The organism is Thermotoga sp. Cell2, assembly GCF_000789375.1.
Taxonomy (GTDB): Bacteria; Thermotogota; Thermotogae; order Thermotogales; family Thermotogaceae; genus Thermotoga; species Thermotoga petrophila.
In genome coordinates this window covers 105,327-122,811 of record NZ_CP003409.1, presented here as the reverse complement: position 1 = coordinate 122,811, position 17,485 = coordinate 105,327, and the positions used below count along the sequence as shown (strand labels likewise).

The 17,485-nt window shown below is 46.2% G+C and carries 14 protein-coding genes; 12 read left to right on the top strand and 2 right to left on the bottom strand.

The features are described 5' to 3' along the window. Positions 1-50 precede the first annotated feature (50 nt). The 12 genes from CELL2_RS00635 (at position 51) to nagA (CELL2_RS00580) (ending at position 15,048) form a co-directional block, all read left to right on the top strand. Positions 51-1,625, top strand: coding sequence for a CTP synthase (locus tag CELL2_RS00635; protein ID WP_012310340.1), 1,575 nt, complete (start codon positions 51-53; stop codon positions 1,623-1,625). Then, entirely contained in the window at positions 1,622-2,323 is a 702-nt protein-coding gene (locus CELL2_RS00630; RefSeq protein WP_012895836.1) for a PHP domain-containing protein, read from the top strand. Before CELL2_RS00635 ends, CELL2_RS00630 begins: the two co-directional genes overlap by 4 nt. Positions 2,324-2,327: 4 nt before the next feature. Beyond that, positions 2,328-3,251 carry a glycosyltransferase family 4 protein gene (locus CELL2_RS00625; RefSeq protein ID WP_038033953.1) on the top strand — a complete coding sequence of 308 codons (924 nt, stop codon included), beginning with the start codon at positions 2,328-2,330 and terminating at the stop codon, positions 3,249-3,251. 16 nt (positions 3,252-3,267) lie between these two features. Further along, entirely contained in the window at positions 3,268-6,465 is a 3,198-nt protein-coding gene (locus CELL2_RS00620; RefSeq protein ID WP_038033956.1) for an O-antigen ligase, read from the top strand. Between the two features lie 160 nt (positions 6,466-6,625). Further along, positions 6,626-7,273, top strand: coding sequence for a peroxiredoxin (locus CELL2_RS00615; RefSeq protein ID WP_012310336.1), 648 nt, complete (start codon positions 6,626-6,628; stop codon positions 7,271-7,273). Positions 7,274-7,454: 181 nt separating this feature from the next. Further along, positions 7,455-8,507 carry an ROK family transcriptional regulator gene (locus CELL2_RS00610; protein WP_012310335.1) on the top strand — a complete coding sequence of 351 codons (1,053 nt, stop codon included), beginning with the start codon at positions 7,455-7,457 and terminating at the stop codon, positions 8,505-8,507. A 7-nt stretch (positions 8,508-8,514) separates the two neighbouring features. Beyond that, entirely contained in the window at positions 8,515-9,918 is a 1,404-nt protein-coding gene (gene nagA, locus CELL2_RS00605; protein ID WP_128080874.1) for a beta-N-acetylglucosaminidase, read from the top strand. Then, positions 9,915-11,177, top strand: a complete 1,263-nt coding sequence (locus tag CELL2_RS00600) for a sugar ABC transporter substrate-binding protein (RefSeq protein WP_004080852.1) — start codon at positions 9,915-9,917, stop codon at positions 11,175-11,177. Before nagA (CELL2_RS00605) ends, CELL2_RS00600 begins: the two co-directional genes overlap by 4 nt. A 49-nt stretch (positions 11,178-11,226) precedes the next feature. After that, positions 11,227-12,129, top strand: a complete 903-nt coding sequence (locus CELL2_RS00595) for a carbohydrate ABC transporter permease (protein ID WP_004080851.1) — start codon at positions 11,227-11,229, stop codon at positions 12,127-12,129. Beyond that, positions 12,122-12,937, top strand: coding sequence for a carbohydrate ABC transporter permease (locus CELL2_RS00590; RefSeq protein WP_012895832.1), 816 nt, complete (start codon positions 12,122-12,124; stop codon positions 12,935-12,937). Before CELL2_RS00595 ends, CELL2_RS00590 begins: the two co-directional genes overlap by 8 nt. Positions 12,938-12,950: 13 nt before the next feature. Then, positions 12,951-13,943 (top strand): SIS domain-containing protein, encoded by a 993-nt coding sequence (locus CELL2_RS00585; protein ID WP_038033962.1) that lies wholly within the window; start codon positions 12,951-12,953, stop codon positions 13,941-13,943. A gap of 10 nt (positions 13,944-13,953) precedes the next feature. After that, complete coding sequence (gene nagA / locus CELL2_RS00580) at positions 13,954-15,048, top strand: N-acetylglucosamine-6-phosphate deacetylase (protein WP_038033964.1); 1,095 nt, start codon at positions 13,954-13,956, stop codon at positions 15,046-15,048. Positions 15,049-15,053: 5 nt separating this feature from the next. On the opposite strand, the gene CELL2_RS00575 is transcribed toward nagA (CELL2_RS00580), so the two are convergent. Then, a complete protein-coding gene (locus CELL2_RS00575; protein ID WP_038033966.1) occupies positions 15,054-16,448 on the bottom strand; it encodes an MATE family efflux transporter in 1,395 nt (464 codons plus the stop codon). Positions 16,449-16,656: 208 nt separating this feature from the next. Then, the gene (locus CELL2_RS00570) at positions 16,657-17,238 is read right to left on the bottom strand and encodes a DUF1080 domain-containing protein (RefSeq protein WP_235231245.1); all 582 of its coding nucleotides are present in this window, start codon (positions 17,236-17,238) and stop codon (positions 16,657-16,659) included. Positions 17,239-17,485: the final 247 nt, after the last annotated feature.

Genomic DNA, 17,485 nt, shown 5'->3' with positions numbered 1-17,485 from the left:
AGAAATTTACTCTCCAGGTGATAACATATTGAGGAGAAGGAGGGAATAGGATGAAGAAATACGTGATCGTGACGGGAGGAGTCCTCAGCGGTATTGGGAAGGGAATATTCTCGGCTTCCTTAGCGAGGTTGATGAAAGAACACGGTGTCGATGTGAACGTGTTGAAAATCGATCCTTATCTCAACGTGGACGCTGGTACCATGAATCCCAACCAGCACGGAGAAGTCTTCGTCACCGAAGACGGTTACGAAGCGGATCTGGATCTCGGTCACTACGAGAGATTCCTTGGAAGAGACATGACGAGGCAGAACAACATGACGGCAGGGCAGGTGTACCTTCGCGTCATAGAGAAAGAAAGACAGGGAAAATACCTTGGGAACACCGTTCAGATCGTGCCGCATCTCACCGAGGAGATAAAAGACAGAATAAGGGCGCTCGAGGCGGAACTCCTCGTGGTTGAGATAGGAGGTACCGTTGGAGACATCGAGGGGGAAGTCTTTCTGGAGGCTGTGAGAGAACTCCAGATGGAAGAAGGAAAGGAAAACTTCCTTTTCGCTCACGTCACGTACGTTCCTTACCTTCGAACGACCAACGAGTTCAAGACGAAACCCACTCAACAATCCGTTCAACTTCTGAGAAGAATAGGGATCACACCGGATATGGTCATCGTGAGGAGCGAGTTTCCCCTTGATGTTCCCAGTATGAACAAGGTGGCCCTTTTCTCCGGTGTTCCACGCGATTTTGTGATAAACCTGCCCGATACGAAGAACGTGTATGAAGTTCCAGAAATACTGAGAGATATGGGTTTGCACGAGAAGATTGCTTCCAAATTGAACGTTGAGCTGAAAAAATCCACGTTCAACTGGTCCTATCCCAAAGCTTTCAAACCCTACAGGATAGCGCTCGTTGGAAAATATCTTGGAACAGACGACGCGTACAAGAGCATCATAGAGTCGGTCTTTCTGACAGGAATAGAAAAGCCCACCGTGGTGGACAGTCAGATGCTCGAAGACATGAACGACGAAGAAGTAAAGAAAGTGCTCGACGAATACGATGCCCTCATCATACCCGGTGGATTCGGAAGAAGAGGTGTAGAAGGCAAGATAAAAGCTATAAAGTACGCACGTGAAAACAAGAAGCCCATACTTGGAATATGTCTCGGTATGCAGCTCATGGTCATAGAGTTCGCACGCAACGTATTTGGCTACAAAGAGGCCAATTCCACCGAGTTCGATCCGAACACACCTTATCCTGTTGTGGATCTCATGGAGGAGCAGAAGAGAATATTGAAGCTCGGTGGTACGATGAGGCTTGGAGCCCAAAAGGTGAAAATTTTTCCAAAAACGAAACTCTACGAAGTTTACGGCGGAGTTGAGGAAGTTTCCGAAAGGCACAGGCACAGATACGAAGCCAATGAGGAGGCGTTTCCAGAGCTGTTCAAAAAACCGGGAGAAGAGGGGTACAAGCTCGTCGTGTCTGCGAAATCCGACTTCATAGAGGCTGTTGAGCTTGAAGATCATCCTTTCTTTGTTGGTGTTCAGTTTCATCCCGAGTACAAGAGCAAAGTGGGAGCACCGCACCCGATTTTTGTCTATTTGAGAAAAGTCCTGGAGGGATCACAATGATAGACATGCACCTTCACTCCACGTTTTCCTACGACGGAAAGGCAGAAATAGACGGCATAATCCCTCAAGTGCAGAAGCTCGGCATCGAACATTTCTGTATCACAGATCACTACGAATACGAAAACGGAGAACTCGTTCACGATTTCAACGTTGAAGAGTACTTTCTCACCATGGAGAAATACGATCTTCCGAAGGGAGCGGAGATCAGCTGGGATGGTGTGGGAGAGGCGATTTTTCCCGAGGGTTTCGACTACCTTCTTCTTGGGATACATCGGTACGATGAGAACCTTCCACCGGATGAGCTCGCAAGAGACTATCTTGAGCGAACGCTCTTTGTGATGGAAAGGGTGAAATTCCACACACTTGCACACCTGGACTATCCGGCAAGATACGCGAAGGCGGATTTCAAAGCGAACAGAGATTTGATAGAAAAGATTCTGGTGTTCCTCGTGAAAAACGAAAGGGCCCTTGAAATCAACACCGCTGGTCTTTTCAAGCACGGGAAACCCAACCCGGACTACTGGATAGTGGAGATGTATTACGACCTCGGTGGGAGAGTCGTAACGATCGGCTCGGACGCACACGAATCGCAACATATAGGTCGAGGAATAGAAGAAGTCATGAAAGAACTCAAAAAGTTCGATTTCGAGTACCTCGTCGTCGATGGGAAAAAACTCGTCACCGTGAAACCGAGGTGAAGGAATGGCTTTTCTTTTGAGTTTTCTTTTGAGTCTGTTCGGTGTCTGGTTCTTCGGAAGAATTGCGAAAAGACTGAACATTGTGGACAGGCCGGATGGTGTTCTGAAGCCCCACGGGAGAGAAACACCTTACCTGGGTGGGCTGGGAATATTTGTGGGGGTCCTTCCGTTCTTGTGGAACGACACGGTGGTTCTTCTTTCGGCATCGATCGCTCTTGCTCTGGGATTGATGGATGATCTGTTCTCTATTTCTCCCTTTTCAAGGTTGATCGCAGAATTCGGCATTTCGCTTCTGCTCGTGTGGCGATTCATCGGCCTCGACAATTTACTGGTTTCCGCTTTCTGGTTGTTCTTTGTCGTTGTTCTCATAAATTCCGTGAACATGATGGACGGTATGGATGGGCTCTGTGGAAGTCTTGTGGCTCTGTCGGCGCTCTCCTATTTCTTTCTGGTTAGAGGCGTGTTCTTCGAAAACCTATCTCTCTCCCTTCTCGGTGCATCTCTTGGCTATCTTGTTTTCAATTTTCCACCCGCGAGGATCTTCATGGGCGATGCGGGAAGTTATCTGATGGCTGTTTTGCTATCCGCGATCGTTCTTTCCCAGAATCGATTTGCCTCTTTCGATACATTCCTCACGATGATTTTTCCTCTCTGGATCTTCTTTTTGGATTTTCTGGCGAGTGTTCTGAGGAGGTACAGGAACAAAAAATCGATCTTCAGAGGAGACAGGGATCACATGTACGACAAGCTTTCCCGAAGATTCGGGGTGAAAAGAGCTCTCTTCATCATGATAGCAACGCACGCTGTGTTCTGTGGGTTCAGCTTTGGAGCTCTGGGAAATATCGTGATGAGTGTGGTGACGCTCGTTTTAGCCGTTGTGTTTTCTTTTGTTCTCATCAAAGGCCTCAGGCTTCTTCATTACGATTGAGCGGGAGGGAAAACTTATGGAGATTCTGTTTTACATCATGTACGTTGTCGTTGCCCTTTTCTCGTCCAGGAAACTCACGTACGAGTTCAGCGTTCCAAAGTACGCTTTGATCACGGTGTTTCTGAGCGTCATGTTCTTCATGATCCTGATGAAGATTCTCAGGAAGGAGAAACTGGAAATCAGATTCAACATGGCCCACGTGGCTTTTTTTGCCTTCGCTATCTCCGCTCTTTTATCTACGATAAATGTCTATCGCGATAATCCTGTCTATTTCAGATATTCTTTTGACATAGCGATCTACGTTCTTCTCATGTTTTTCACATCGATCTTCATCTCGAACTTCTTTGTCACAAAAGAAAGAATAAAAAGGTTTCTCACGGTCAGTGTGGCTCTTGCGGGATTCATAGCTTTCGACGCGCTTTTGAACTTCTACGGCGGTGTCGATGTTTTTCTTGGAAGTGTGGGGAGTCCCTTTTCGAGGGCAACCGTGAAGGCGACCATAGGAAACGTGAACTTCGTTTCGAACTTTCTCTCCCTGAACCTTCCGCTCGCTATCTATCTCATAGCGTCAGCCGATTTCAAAAGAAAAGAAGCGTCTGTGATCAAGGTGATAGCCTCAGTTTCTGCGCTTCTCATAGTTTCGGGAATACTGGTGTCTCAGACGAGATCACTGTACGTTGCGAACATCATCTCCCTCTGTATTTTCTCTGTGTTCTACATGATCTTCAGAAAAAAGAAGGTTTCGAAAGAGACAGACAGAGAAGTTCTGAGTATGAGTAAAGCTCTCACGACTTTCGTTCTGATCTCTTCGATCGTCCTCGTTGTTCTCTACAATCTTCCCACTCCTCTGAACGGTTACGGAATGGTATCTCCCGCAGGAAGAATTCAGGCGGTTGCCGAGGTGAGTTCCTGGCACGAGAGGCTTCTGTCCTGGTTCTCATCGATATACCAGTGGAGAACACACAAGATTCTCGGTACCGGAATCGGAACGTATCAGATTCTCACGATAAACTACATGGGAGATGTTATAGAAGACCACCCGATTCTGATGTACGGCTGGAACAACTTCAAGAGAACGCACAACGATTACTTTCAAGTTCTTGGAGAAATGGGAATTTTAGGATTTGCTTCTGTTGTTTTTCTCGCTATGTCGCTTGGGATACTGTTCTTCAAAATAATTCGAAGGATCACGGTGCGGGACGATCTCTTGCTCTTTCTGGCGCTTGCCAGTTCTTTCATCACGTTCATGATGCACAGCGCGTTCAGCTTTCCGGCGCATCTACTTCCAAACGGTTTTCTTGTGATGACAATTGCTTCCATAGCGGTTGGTGGGTACTTCTACGGCGGAAAGAAAGCGGAGATTCAACGAAAGAAGGCCGTTGTGTTTGGAACGATCGTTCTTCTGGTTGGCGTCGTTTCCGCTTACTTGAAATGGAACTACTTCATTTCTGAAGTTTATTTCAAATGGGGAAATTCTGCCTATCTTTCTATAAGGAAAGTGGAAGAAGACATGGCCAAACTGGACAACTACGAACAGCAGGTAAAGACAGCCATGGAAGAGCTGAGCTCTCTGAGTGGACGTTACAGTTACCTGAAACCCGACGAATTCAAGAAGTTCGTTGAAAGTCAGAACCTTTCGATGAAGCCTTCTAACCTGGAGATAGAAAGATTGAGGCTCGAGACCATTCAAAAAGAAAGGCAGAAGTTGCAGAACATGCTTCAGCAGATAGCATCTTATAGGGATCAGCTCACAAATCAAAGAGTAGAGCTTTATAATAAAGCGAAAGAGTACTTCTTGAAATCCGTTCAAGTGAACAAAACGTACGGAAGATCTTATTTCTACCTTGCATCGCTTGCAACAAGCGAGTACCGAATCGACGAATTGAAAGCGAAGCTGAAGACAAAAGAGGATTACAAAGCGTTTTTTGAACAGAACTTTGATGATTACCAGAAGGTGATCTTTCCGGATGTGAAGAAGACCGATCTGACGTTTCTTGAGAACGCGAGTCTTTCCACAATCAACGATCTGGGAGAGGACAATCTCATCACCGCTCAGGTCCTCCTCGATTCCGTTTCTCTGTACCTTTCCTCTCTGAAGTCTTTCAACGAGAGGAACACATACAGAGGCCTTGCAACAAGGTATGTGGGGCTTCACCAGATCATGAAGATTTTGTTCTCGAAAGCCCAGGACGATCTGATACAGAAAGCCTTCGCTGAGTTGACATCAAGGTATTTCGATAGTTTCACGAATTACGCGAAGCTCACGGTGAAGATTCTTCCGGGTGCGTGGAACAGATTTCCTGACTGGAAAAACTACGATCTCAGGAAAGCCGTTGCGGGGCAGGATATCTACAGATATTTCGCTACGAAAGCTGCGGAAGCTCAACCGCTCACCGTTCAGAAGAACAGAGAGTTTCTATTCTACCTTGCCGAAAAGGAAATCTGGGCAGTTGAAAGCATGAGCGAAGCGGGTGTCTGGGGAGTTCCAGATGGTGTTCTCGATTTTCTACATGCGATGCCTTTCGAATACGCCTCTTCGAACAATCGTCAGGAGGCCTTGTTCGTATCCGAAGACGTCCTGAAGATTTACAATGAGAGCTACAGAAACACAAAAGAATCCATATCGATGTACGAAAGTAGAGCAGAAAAGACATTTGAAAGCGTTCTGGAGGAACTGAAGGAATACCTCGAAAGTAATCTGGGAAAAGAGTACGCGAACCAATTCGAAAAACTCTTCAAGGACCTTTTTGAAAGCTTCAAGAATCTGAACTGGCTGTCCATCAACGTTCAGGAAATGAACAAATTCATATCAGAGAAGAACTACACGTACAAGTTGAATCCATGGGCAGAACTTCTCGTAGAAAGGATGAAAAACTTCGAAAGCTATATGAAGCAAAGAAATGTTGAAGCTTCCAGAATCAGCGAAGTGCTTTCCAGGATCTACAACGATCTGTACGAACTCAGAGATGTTCTTGTTTTCGAAAGATACATAAGGTTCCTCGAACACTACAGGCTCATTCTGAACGATGTAAAGAATTATCTGAACACTCTGAAAAGAGCCTACAGCGTGGCTTCGGACGATGAGTGGAAGATGATACTGGAAGACTGGAGTGTGAACCTCTGGAACGATGAAAAGTTCGAAACGAAAGATCAAGTGATGGAACGATTGAAGAAATCAGAAGAATTTCTGAAAACGATAGAAGAAAGCTTGTAGAGACGGGGAGAGATTCTCCCCGTTTTTTGTTTTCTGTGTGTAATTTCTAGTGATTCAAATTTGATACAGAACAGAAAAATTCAAGAAACACAATACGTGTATTATTGAGAATGGATATCAAATTAGAATCATTTTAAAAATTTACGAGGAGGTGTTTCGTATGGAAGGAAGAATTCCTCTCATAGGTGAAGAGTTCCCAAGATTGGAAGTGAAGACCACTCATGGAAAGAAGGTGCTTCCAGACGACTTCAGGGGAAAGTGGTTCGTTCTCTTCAGCCATCCGGCTGATTTCACTCCGGTGTGTACCACCGAGTTCGTTGCGTTTCAGAAGAGGTACGATGAGTTCAAAAAACTCAACACGGAACTCATAGGTCTCAGCATCGACCAGGTTTTTTCACACATCAAGTGGATCGAGTGGATCAAGGAAAAACTGGGAGTCGAAATCGAATTTCCTGTCATAGCAGATGACTTAGGAGAAGTTTCCAGAAGGCTCGGATTGATTCATCCCAACAAGGGAACAAACACAGTGAGGGCCGTTTTCATAGTCGATCCGAACGGAATCATAAGGGCCATCGTCTACTACCCGCAGGAAGTTGGAAGAAACATCGATGAAATTCTCAGAGCGGTGAGAGCCCTTCAGACGTCAGATGAAAAAGGAGTTGCCATTCCTGCCAACTGGCCAAGCAACGAGCTCATAAACGATTCTGTGATCGTTCCTCCGGCAAGCAGTGTGGAAGAAGCAAGAAAAAGACTGGAATCGAAAGATTTCGAGTGTTACGACTGGTGGTTCTGCTACAAAAAGGTATAACAGAAAGTAAAAACAAGAAAGCAGATGGCTCCTTCTGGAGCCACCTTTTCGTTTTTCCCTCCTTAAATTCTTCCATCAGTTAACGAAATGAAACTGTAACTTGACAAAGCGTGACCTATTGGTTGACAATAATTTATGAAGTTGTTTGCGGCATGCAACTAACCGATGGGAGGGACCCCTTTTGAACATTTCACCAACTCAACACAAGATTCTCAAACTTCTCATAGAAAACGAAAAGATATCGATGAGAGAGATCAGTGAAAAGCTTTCTGTGAACATGTCCACCGTGTCCAGGAATTTTCGTTCTCTGCTGGAATCGGGTTTTGCTCTGAAGGTCGAAGAAGCATCTCCTGGTTCCTCGGGAGGTAGAAAAACCGCTCTCTATACGGCAAACCCGAATAAGTTCTTCGTTCTGGGGATTGGAGTTGAGCAGAACAGGTTGATCGGTGTTGTGATCGATGCGAAGGGAAACGAGGTTGAAAAAAGTGAGATACACAGAAGCTTTCGTGGAGACGAGATCGTAAACGCTCTTGTTGATTGTGTTGAACCTTTTAAAGAAAAGTATCCAAACACAGTGGGAATTTCCATCGGTATGCCTGGAATCATAAAAGAAAACAAGGTGATCTTTTCTTCGGCCCTCGGTATTGAAGATCTCGATCTTGGAGGAATTCTCTCCAGGGAATTTGGAACAGAGATTTTCGTTCTTAACGACGCAAACGCGGCAGTTGTGGGATACGGTTTTCAAAAGAAAAATGTAGTTTATTTTCTGATCTCTGTTCCTTACTATCTGAACCAGCCGGTGGGTGTTGGAGCGGGACTCTGGCTGGAAGGAAGCCTGTACCAGGGTTCCAACGGTGCTGCAGGTGAATTTGAAATTGACATCCTGCCGCCCATTCTGTCTGAACCAGCCACACTCGATGAAGTAGATTTGAAAAACCTTTCTTCCGATTCACTCTTGAAACTTCTTTCGAAGCTTTCGGAGGTTGCTTCTTTCGTTAGCTATCTTCTAGATCCCGAAACCGTGATTTTTGGTGGGGACATAACGTTGTTTTCCCCGGAATTTCACAGCGGTCTGGCAAAGAACGTTCGGGATCACCTCGAAAAAAGACACATCTCTGACGTTGAGGTTCTCTTCGATGAAAGAGGGCTCTGGACGGTCGCCTTCGGTGCAGCAAAAGCCTTCTGGAAAAGGATTCTGGAAGACTACGAGTTCGCCGGCAAGATTCTGAAATGAAGGAGTGGTGGACGTGGATCTTGGAAAGCTGTTCTTCTGCGGTTTCAACGACTTCAACGAAGAAGTCAAGGAAATAATCAGAAAATACAGACCGGCCGGTATTTTGATCTATCCAGGAGTTCTTTCGAAAGAGTACCTTCTAATGGATTTCATGAGTTTTCTATCGAAGGAAGGAGATTTTCTCATCAGTTCCGATCACGAGGGTGGCCAGCTTGAGGTGTTGAAATACGTTCCCTCGTCTCCGGGAAATCTTGCCTTTGGGAAAAACTCACCAGATGTGACTTACAGATATTCCAAGATCGCAGGAAAGATCATGGAGATTGTGGGGTTCAACATGGTTTTTGCTCCTGTTCTGGATCTTCTTTCTGAAGAAAGCTCTTCGGTGATCGACATGAGAAGCTACGGCTCAGATCCCAAAATCGTAGCCGAGCACGGGGCAAAAGCCTGTGAAGGTTATCTGGAAGGTGGAGTTATGCCCTGCATCAAGCACTTTCCAGGTCACGGAAGAGCGAGAGAAGACTCTCACCTCACCCTTCCTGTGGTCGATGCACCCTTTGAAAAACTCTGGGAAGAGGATCTTCTGCCGTTCAGAAAGGTGCTGGAAAGGGAGAAAAAGGTCACGGTCATGACGGCCCACGTCAGATACTCTTCGATAGACAGTCTCCCGGCTACTCTTTCGGAGAAGATCATAACGGACGTTCTCAGAAAAAAGATCGGTTTCGACGGTCTTGTGATCAGTGACGCTATGGAAATGAGCGCTGTGTCGAACAATTTCTCTGTTGAAGAGATTGTGAGTCTCTTTCTGAACGCGGGAGGAAACATGATCCTTCTCGGTGATTACAGAAATCTTCCGGTTTACTATGAAACGCTGGTGAAACTCCTCGAGGATGGAAAGGTCCAGAAGGACAAAGCGGAGCGCTCCATAAGGATGGTGGAAAAATATCTTGCTTTTGCGAAGAAAAACAGCGGTGTTGGTTTCCTCGCCGATTCTTCGGCAAAGGCTGTGGAATTCCTCGGTTTTGAAAAGATAGATCATACCAGTGAAGTGACTCTTCTCGTTCCTTCCAGTGAGAATCTGAGTCAGGCAGACACCACGGGGGGCGATTACGATCAGATTCCAGAGATCGTTTCCAGATTTTTCGAAGTCGAGAATGTTGTTCGATACACCGTAGAAGACGGTCCCGAGTTCGTTGAAGGTGATTTGATCTTCGATTTTGTAGCCGACATACCGAACGAAAAGGCTTTGAAAGCCCATCTGAGCCTTCCGGCAGAAAAGACCGTTTACTTCGTTCTGAGAAATCCGTTCGATGTCAGGTATTTCGAGGGAAGAAAGATAGTCGTCACAAGATCGACGAAACCCATTTCTATCTATAAATCCTTAGAACATTTTTTAGGGAGGTGTGATTCATGAGGAAGTTTTTGGTCATTCTCATGGTAGTTCTTCTCGCAGTTCTGGCACTGTCCAAAACCAAGATAGTCTTCTGGACCATGTCGTTGAAACCGACCTTCACAGATTTCATTCAGGGAATCATCGACAGGTATGAAGAGTTGAACCCGGATGTTGAAATCGTCTGGGAAGATGTTCCATGGGACGTTCTCCAGCAGAAGCTTCTTGCGGCCTTCTCTTCTGGAAATCCACCCGATGTTGTGAACCTGAACGCTCAGTGGACCATCGAATTCGCTCAGAAGAAAGTCCTGTTCCCCTTGAACGATTTGCTACCCGAAGAAGTTATCAACCAGTACTTCGACAACATGATCAAAGGACTCACTTGGAAAGACGGAATTTATGGAATTCCCTGGTACACAGCTGTGGACGTGATATTCTACAACAAAGAGATCTTCGAAAAAGCTGGACTGGATCCGAAGTATCCACCTCGAACCTGGGATGAAATACTCCTCTACTCAGTTTTGATCAAGGAAAAAACGGGAAAATACGGTGCTCTTCCTACGATCTTCCAAGATCCCTCTGCGATCTTCAACTGGGACGGATTGAATCTCTACACGGTGGATGAAAACAACAGAATAAAAGAAGTGCTCTTCGACAGACCGGAATACGCTCACACTCTCAACAAATGGGCCACTCTCTACAAACAGAAGTACATCCCGAGTGAAATCGTCCAGGGTGGAGAATGGACGAGAGCAACAGAACTCTATCAGGCTGGAGAACTCGCCATGTTGATCACTGGTGTTCAGTTCGCGGACAGAGTGAAATGGAACGCTCCGGAAATATACGAAAAATCCGATGTTGCTCCTATTCCAGCTCCAAAACCGGGTGTGAGAATGAGTGGATGGTACTCAACTCTGAACGTAGTCAGAGGATCCAAGAATCCTAAGGAAGCCGCTAAATTCGCAGCGTTCGTTGCAAACCTCGAGAACCAGATCGCATTCTGTAAGCTCGTGACCATATTCCCGACTCTCAAAGCAGCGGTGAACGATCCGTGGTTCTCAAAAGACGATGGAACGCTCGCTGCCAAAGCCAGAATCATGGGAGCCAAGTATCTTGAGAACATCACGTTCTACAACGATGACATACCATTCAGAAAAGAAGCGTTCGACAGACTGAAGGATGCCATTATTCAGGTGTTCCTTGGACAGAAAGATCCCGAAACGGCGCTCAAAGAGACCGCGAAGTACTGGAGATATCTCATTCAGACTCAGCAATCGAAATAAAAAAGATGGGGAGGGGTGTGTCCCCCTCCCTTTCGAAAGGAGAGAGAGAATGCCAGGAAGGTACTACAAGAGTCTGAGAAAAAAACAGCTTCTTCTTGCATTCTTCTTCATAACGATCCCAACTCTCCTCATGGTGCTTTTCATATATTATCCTCTCGTGTTCGGTATCAAGATATCTTTTTACCAGTACGACATAGTGGGAGAATCTCTTTATATTGGACTGAAAAACTACGTCGATCTGCTTCGCGATCCTTTATTCTGGAACGCCTTCAAAAACAGTCTTTTGTACCTGCTTGTTGTACCTCCGCTCCAGCTCATTTCTATACTGCTTGCGGTCCTGCTCGACAGGGCCATAAGGGGTAGGAATCTTTTCAGAACTCTCATCTTTCTTCCAGTGGTTACTCCCATCACCATCGCTGCGATCACATGGCAGTGGATGTACAGAGAAAAAGGATTCATCAACTTTCTTCTCCAATCACTTCATATTATAGACGAGCCGATTGCTTTCCTCTCGGATCCCAAGATAGCTCTCTTCGCTATCATGTTTGTCACCATGTGGAAGGGCTTCGGTTACTACATGGTCATATATCTGGCGGGGCTCCAGAGCATCCCCAGGGAATTGATAGAAGCTGCCAGGGTTGACGGTGCGAAGCCTTCTCAGGTCTTCTTCAAAGTGACGATCCCCCTTCTGAAACCGTACATCCTGTTTTGCTCAACCATGTCATCTATAGCGGCTTTGAACGTCTTCGGAGAGATTTACGCCATGACAAAAGGTGGCCCGGTTCACGCAACGGAAACAATGGGAATTTTCATATACAATCGAGCTTTTGAATATCTCCAATTCGGATACTCGAACGCCGCCGCTGTTCTGTTCAGTTTCGTTGTGATTGCGTTTTCGCTTCTGAACTTCTACCTGTTCAGGGAAGGAGGTTTGAAGAGCTATTATGCCTAAAATCAGAAAGGTTTTGACTTATGTGGTTCTTGTTCTTTTTGCGATTCTCTCAGTGTGGCCGTTTTACTGGATCGCAAAGACCTCTTTCGAGGCAGGGGGCAACGTGTACAAGTATCCACCGAGTCTCATCCCGTACCCGGCAACCTTTTCAAACTACGTTGGGGCATGGAAAACTGTGAAACTTGGAAATTACTATCTGAACACGATTATAATAGCGGGTTTTGGCACACTTTTGAACGTACTCTTCTCACTGATGGTGGCCTATCCTCTCGCTAGGATAGATTTCAAAGGAAAACAGCTGGTGCTTTTTCTGATTCTTCTTCCGATGATGATACCAGTTCAGAACACCTTGATAGTCAACTACCTCACCCTCAGAAAACTCGGTCTTCTGAACACCTACACCGGGGTGATTCTCCCCCAGGCCGTTACGATCTTCGGTATCTTCATGATGAGACAGGCTTACTTGAGTATTCCAAAGAGCTTTGAAGACGCTGCGAGGATAGATGGTGCCGGAGAACTTTACATATGGTGGAGGATAATCACACCTCTGATAAAACCAGATATTGCCACTCTCGTTGTGTTTCAGGTGATCACCTGGTGGGACAATTTCCTGTGGCCTCTCATAGTTCTGTCCGATTCCAACAAGTATCCTCTCTCTGTGGCACTCGTTTATCTGAACAGCACTTTTCAGGTGAATTTCAGATACACCGCAGCCGGAATCGTTCTGGCAATACTTCCTGTTGTGGTACTGTTCATCTTCGCTCAGAGGTACATAATAAACGCTATTGCCGGTGGCGTGAAATACTGAAGGAGGGAAGATTATGAGCAAAACGCTGAAAGAGATCACAGACCAGAAAAACGAGTTGAAGGAGTTCTTTGGGAATTTTGTTCTGAATCTGGAAAAAACGGAAATATTCAGTGAAATACAGAAGAATCTGACCGATGAAGTGCTCTTTGTGGGATGTGGGAGTTCGTACAACCTCGCTCTCACCATCTCCAATTATTTTGAGAGAGTGTTAAAGATAAGAACGAAGGCGATTCCAGCAGGTGAAGTGGCTTTCCAGAAGGTTCCAGATCTCAAAGAGAAAGGACTGGCCTTTCTCTTCTCGCGGACCGGGAACACAACGGAGGTACTTCTCGCAAACGATGTTCTGAAGAGACAAAACCACAGAACGATAGGAATCACCATAGAAGAAGAATCGAGACTCGCAAAAGAGAGTGATCTTCCACTCGTGTTTCCCGTACGAGAAGAAGCGATCGTGATGACGAAGTCTTTCAGTATGATCCTGCTCTCTTTGATGTTTCTTGCGGACAAGATAGCCGGAAATTCAACGGAGAGGTTCTCAGAACTCGTTGGGTATTCGCCCGAGTTCTTCGATATCTCCTGGAAAGTGATTGAAAAGATCGATCTGAAAGAACACGATCACTTCGTGTTTCTTGGCATGTCAGAGTTTTTTGGAGTTAGCCTTGAATCGGCTTTAAAATGTGTCGAGATGTCGCTCACTTTCTCGGAGGCGTATTCAACGTTCGAATACAGACACGGTCCAAAGGCTCTGGTGAAAAAAGGCACCCTCGTTTTCATGCAAAAAGTGTCGGGAATGGATGAACAGGAGAAGCGCTTGAGAAAAGAACTCGAGTCACTCGGTGCCACCGTTCTGGAAGTGGGGGAAGGTGGAGATATCCCGGTGAGCAACGACTGGAGATCTGCCTTTTTGAGAACTGTTCCCGCTCAGATTCTCGGGTACCAGAAGGCGGTTTCCCGGGGTATCTCACCAGACAAGCCGCCCCATCTGGAAAAGACCGTTGTTCTGTGAGGTGCATTCTATGGTTGTTGAGAAAGTTCTGATCGTTGATCCCATCGATGGAGAGTTCACCGGGGACGTGGAGATGGAAGAGGGAAAAATCGTGAAGATTGAGAAGAGAGAATGCATTCCACGGGGTGTTCTCATGCCCGGGTTTGTTGATCCGCACATCCATGGTGTGATGGGTGCGGACACCATGAACTGCGACTTCTCTGAAATGGAAGAATTTCTCTACTCTCAGGGAGTCACCACGTTCCTTGCCACAACTGTTTCCACTTCGCTCGAAAAAATGAAAGAAATTCTGGCGAAGGCAGGAGAATATATCCTTGAAAACCCGTCAACGTCGCTGCTGGGTGTTCATCTGGAGGGACCGTACATCTCGAAAGAGAAGAAAGGGGCACACTCAGAGGAACACATAAGACCACCTTCGGAGAGAGAACTGAGGGAGATCGATTTTCCGACAAAGATGCTCACCTTCGCACCTGAGATAGAAAGCTCCGAACTTCTTTTGAAACTTGTGGAAAGAGACATCGTTCTCTCTGCGGGACACTCCATTGCAACTTTTGAGGAGTTCATGAAATTCTACAAAGAGGGTGTCAAGAGAATCACACATTTTCCGAACGGATTGAAACCTCTTCATCACAGGGAGATAGGAATCACGGGAGCGGGGCTTTTGCTGGACGATGTGAAGCTGGAGCTCATCTGCGACGGGGTGCATCTCTCCAGAGAGATGGTGAAGCTCGTCTACAAAGTGAAAAAAGCGAACGGAATCGTTCTGGTCACAGATTCTATATCTGCGGCGGGTCTCAAAGACGGAGCGACCACCCTGGGAGATCTTGTGGTTAAGGTGAAAAACGGTGTTCCAAGGCTGGAAGATGGTACGCTCGCGGGAAGCACGCTCCTTTTCTCGCAGGCCGTGAAGAACTTCAGAAAGTTCACGGGGTGTTCTCTTACAGAACTTGCGAAGGTTTCCTCGTACAACAGCTGTGTTGAACTGGGACTGGATGACAGAGGAAGAATAGCCGAAGGAACGAGGGCGGATCTTGTTCTCCTCGATGAAGATTTGAACGTTGTGATGACGATCAAAGAGGGTGAGGTAGTTTTTCGATCCAGATGAATGAATTATCCCAACTCTTTCACTCTCTCCCGTGTGAGGACGGCTCTCTTTTCCCACTTGCCGGAGAGGAAGAAGAGGAGCTTCAGTGTACTTCGAAAGATGATGTCTGCGATCATTCCGATCCAGGCACCGAGAAGCCCAAGCTGGAAGTACTTCACCATCACGAAGGCGACGGGAAGCCTCACGGTCCAGATGGAGATGAAGGTGATGATCATCGGTGGAAGGGTGTTTCCCGTCCCCCTGAGGGCACCGTTCATGGTTGAATCTATTGCGAGGAAAAATTGGAAGAGTCCAATTATCTTGACGGGGAGTTTTGAGATCTCTATTATCTGTGGGTCGCTGGTGAAGATGCGTATCAGTGGCTCTGGAAAAAGAAAGATTATAATACCAACCGTCACCTGAAACAGAAGACTCAGGATCCATCCCTGTCGAATGACTCCAAGAACGTGTTCCTTGTTTCCCATTCCGTTGTACCTTCCAACCAGTGTGGTGATAGCGACCGAGATTCCGAACGCGGGCATGAAAGATAGAGACTCGACGTTTATACCTATTCTGTGTCCAGCGTACGCTTCAGCTCCTGCGATGAGCAGGATGTTCGCAAACATCAAAACACCTGTGGAAAAAACGAAGTTCTCTATGGCAGTTGGAAATCCAACACGGAGAATTTCTTTTTGACTGGACCACTTGGGAGGAACAAACCCTTTTCTGAGCTGGAACTCCTCTCTTTTGAATATCACGTACGTGAGGATCGCTGCTCCCACGAATCTTGATAGGATCGTCGCAACTGCTGCTCCTCTGACCCCCATCTCCGGGAATCCGAACTTTCCAAAGATCATGGCGTAATCGAGGAAGATGTTCAAAAAGTTTGTGAGGCCGGTGACGATCATCGGCGTTTTTGTGTCACCAGCACCCCTGAGTATCGCAGAGAACACGGCCATGATGGAAAAGCCCATGGAACCGGAAAGGATGACTTTCAGATACTCCTTCGCGGATGATTCTATTTCTCCTTCCAGATTCGGAAAGATGTTTATCAACACATCGGAGAGCGGTGTGAGGGCGGTGAGAATAACACCCGTGAATATGGCGAGAAAGACACTGTTCCAGGCAAGGGACCTCACAGCTTTCCTGTTGCCCGCTCCGATGGCGTTCGCTATCGTGACGGTGGCTCCCATACTGGCGGCGATCAGAACGACCTGAACCACCCAGAATACCTGGTTGGAGAGTCCCACACCGCTCATCGCTTTCCATGAGTAATGTCCCAAAAAGGCGGTGTCTGCCATTCCAAAGAGCATCTGGAGCACGTTTTCTCCCATGGCAGGAAGTGCCAATTTTATGAGTTCCTTTCTGATCTCCGGTACTTCTTCCTTTGGAAGGTAACTCTTCAAGAGTGAATATTTCATCTTCATCACCGGTATCTATTTTACACCTGATGGTTCGGAAAGTGAACTATTTGGTGAGATGATCAGATAGTTGAAGGACTCTCTGAAGATACACAGAGAGTCTCACGTTTTCTGGAACAAGTGGTGGGTGAAATGACAGCTGGATTTCACTTCAGGAAGATGATGAAATGGATGAAAAGAAACAAATATGAAGAAACTCTACATTCATTTATTCAATGAGAGTTTCAACCCTTACATTGTCGTAGAAAGCTGTATCCTCAGCTCTTGCAAACCCAATTCCTCCAGGGAATACATCCGGATCTTGAACATCTATAATTTTCTTTCCATCCAGATACACCTTTATGTTCTGTCCGTTGACCACCAACTTTAGGTAGTGCCACACGTCCTCACTGGCTTTAACACTTGTGTTCTCAGCAATCTTCATATCGATACTCCCCGCAAATTTGTGCAGTGAAGCACCAAAGAGATTGATGTTAACATAGAACCCCTTTTTTGCATCATCGGATAACCTGAATAGAACTATCCCGTCTGCAAGAATTCCGTTGAGCCTCAGGTTACACTCGAGGATAAAATTTGTCCACTCCCCAGGTGTGAAGATTCCCTGATTTCCCTCCACTCTCAATATCTTTCCGATAGTTTTATCAGGTTGGACTCCTTCTTCAACGTGAGGACTTTCTTCCAAGACTTTCCAGGGACCGAACGGAGCAACCTGGCCCTGACCATAGGATTCGAAATCTTCAAAGAAATCCTCTGTTCCGGTTGGTTTCACCACTTTGAATCCAAGATCCACCTTAGGTGTTTCCACCTTCACCTCCGGGAAAGGCACAGGTACTTGAACCCTCGATTCACAGCTGGTTCCCATAGTGAAAAGCAGGATTGCGGCTATCGAAAGAGACAAGAAAATTTTCTTCATCTTAATCCCCCCTTTTGAAAGATGTTCTCTTGGAATTATACCAAAAGTTCAATTAGTGCGCAAGTTTATGAAAGAATTTACAAATCTTGCAAAAATCTTTGTCTTAACTAATTAACATCCAAAA

Coding starts and splice junctions, on each gene's coding strand:
- CELL2_RS00635 (WP_012310340.1), top strand. CDS start 51: ATGAAGAAATACGTGATCGTGACGGGAGGAGTCCTCAGCGGTATTGGG.
- CELL2_RS00630 (WP_012895836.1), top strand. CDS start 1,622: ATGATAGACATGCACCTTCACTCCACGTTTTCCTACGACGGAAAGGCA.
- CELL2_RS00625 (WP_038033953.1), top strand. CDS start 2,328: ATGGCTTTTCTTTTGAGTTTTCTTTTGAGTCTGTTCGGTGTCTGGTTC.
- CELL2_RS00620 (WP_038033956.1), top strand. CDS start 3,268: ATGGAGATTCTGTTTTACATCATGTACGTTGTCGTTGCCCTTTTCTCG.
- CELL2_RS00615 (WP_012310336.1), top strand. CDS start 6,626: ATGGAAGGAAGAATTCCTCTCATAGGTGAAGAGTTCCCAAGATTGGAA.
- CELL2_RS00600 (WP_004080852.1), top strand. CDS start 9,915: ATGAGGAAGTTTTTGGTCATTCTCATGGTAGTTCTTCTCGCAGTTCTG.
- CELL2_RS00595 (WP_004080851.1), top strand. CDS start 11,227: ATGCCAGGAAGGTACTACAAGAGTCTGAGAAAAAAACAGCTTCTTCTT.
- CELL2_RS00590 (WP_012895832.1), top strand. CDS start 12,122: ATGCCTAAAATCAGAAAGGTTTTGACTTATGTGGTTCTTGTTCTTTTT.
- CELL2_RS00585 (WP_038033962.1), top strand. CDS start 12,951: ATGAGCAAAACGCTGAAAGAGATCACAGACCAGAAAAACGAGTTGAAG.
- nagA (WP_038033964.1), top strand. CDS start 13,954: ATGGTTGTTGAGAAAGTTCTGATCGTTGATCCCATCGATGGAGAGTTC.
- CELL2_RS00575 (WP_038033966.1), bottom strand. CDS start 16,448: ATGAAATATTCACTCTTGAAGAGTTACCTTCCAAAGGAAGAAGTACCG.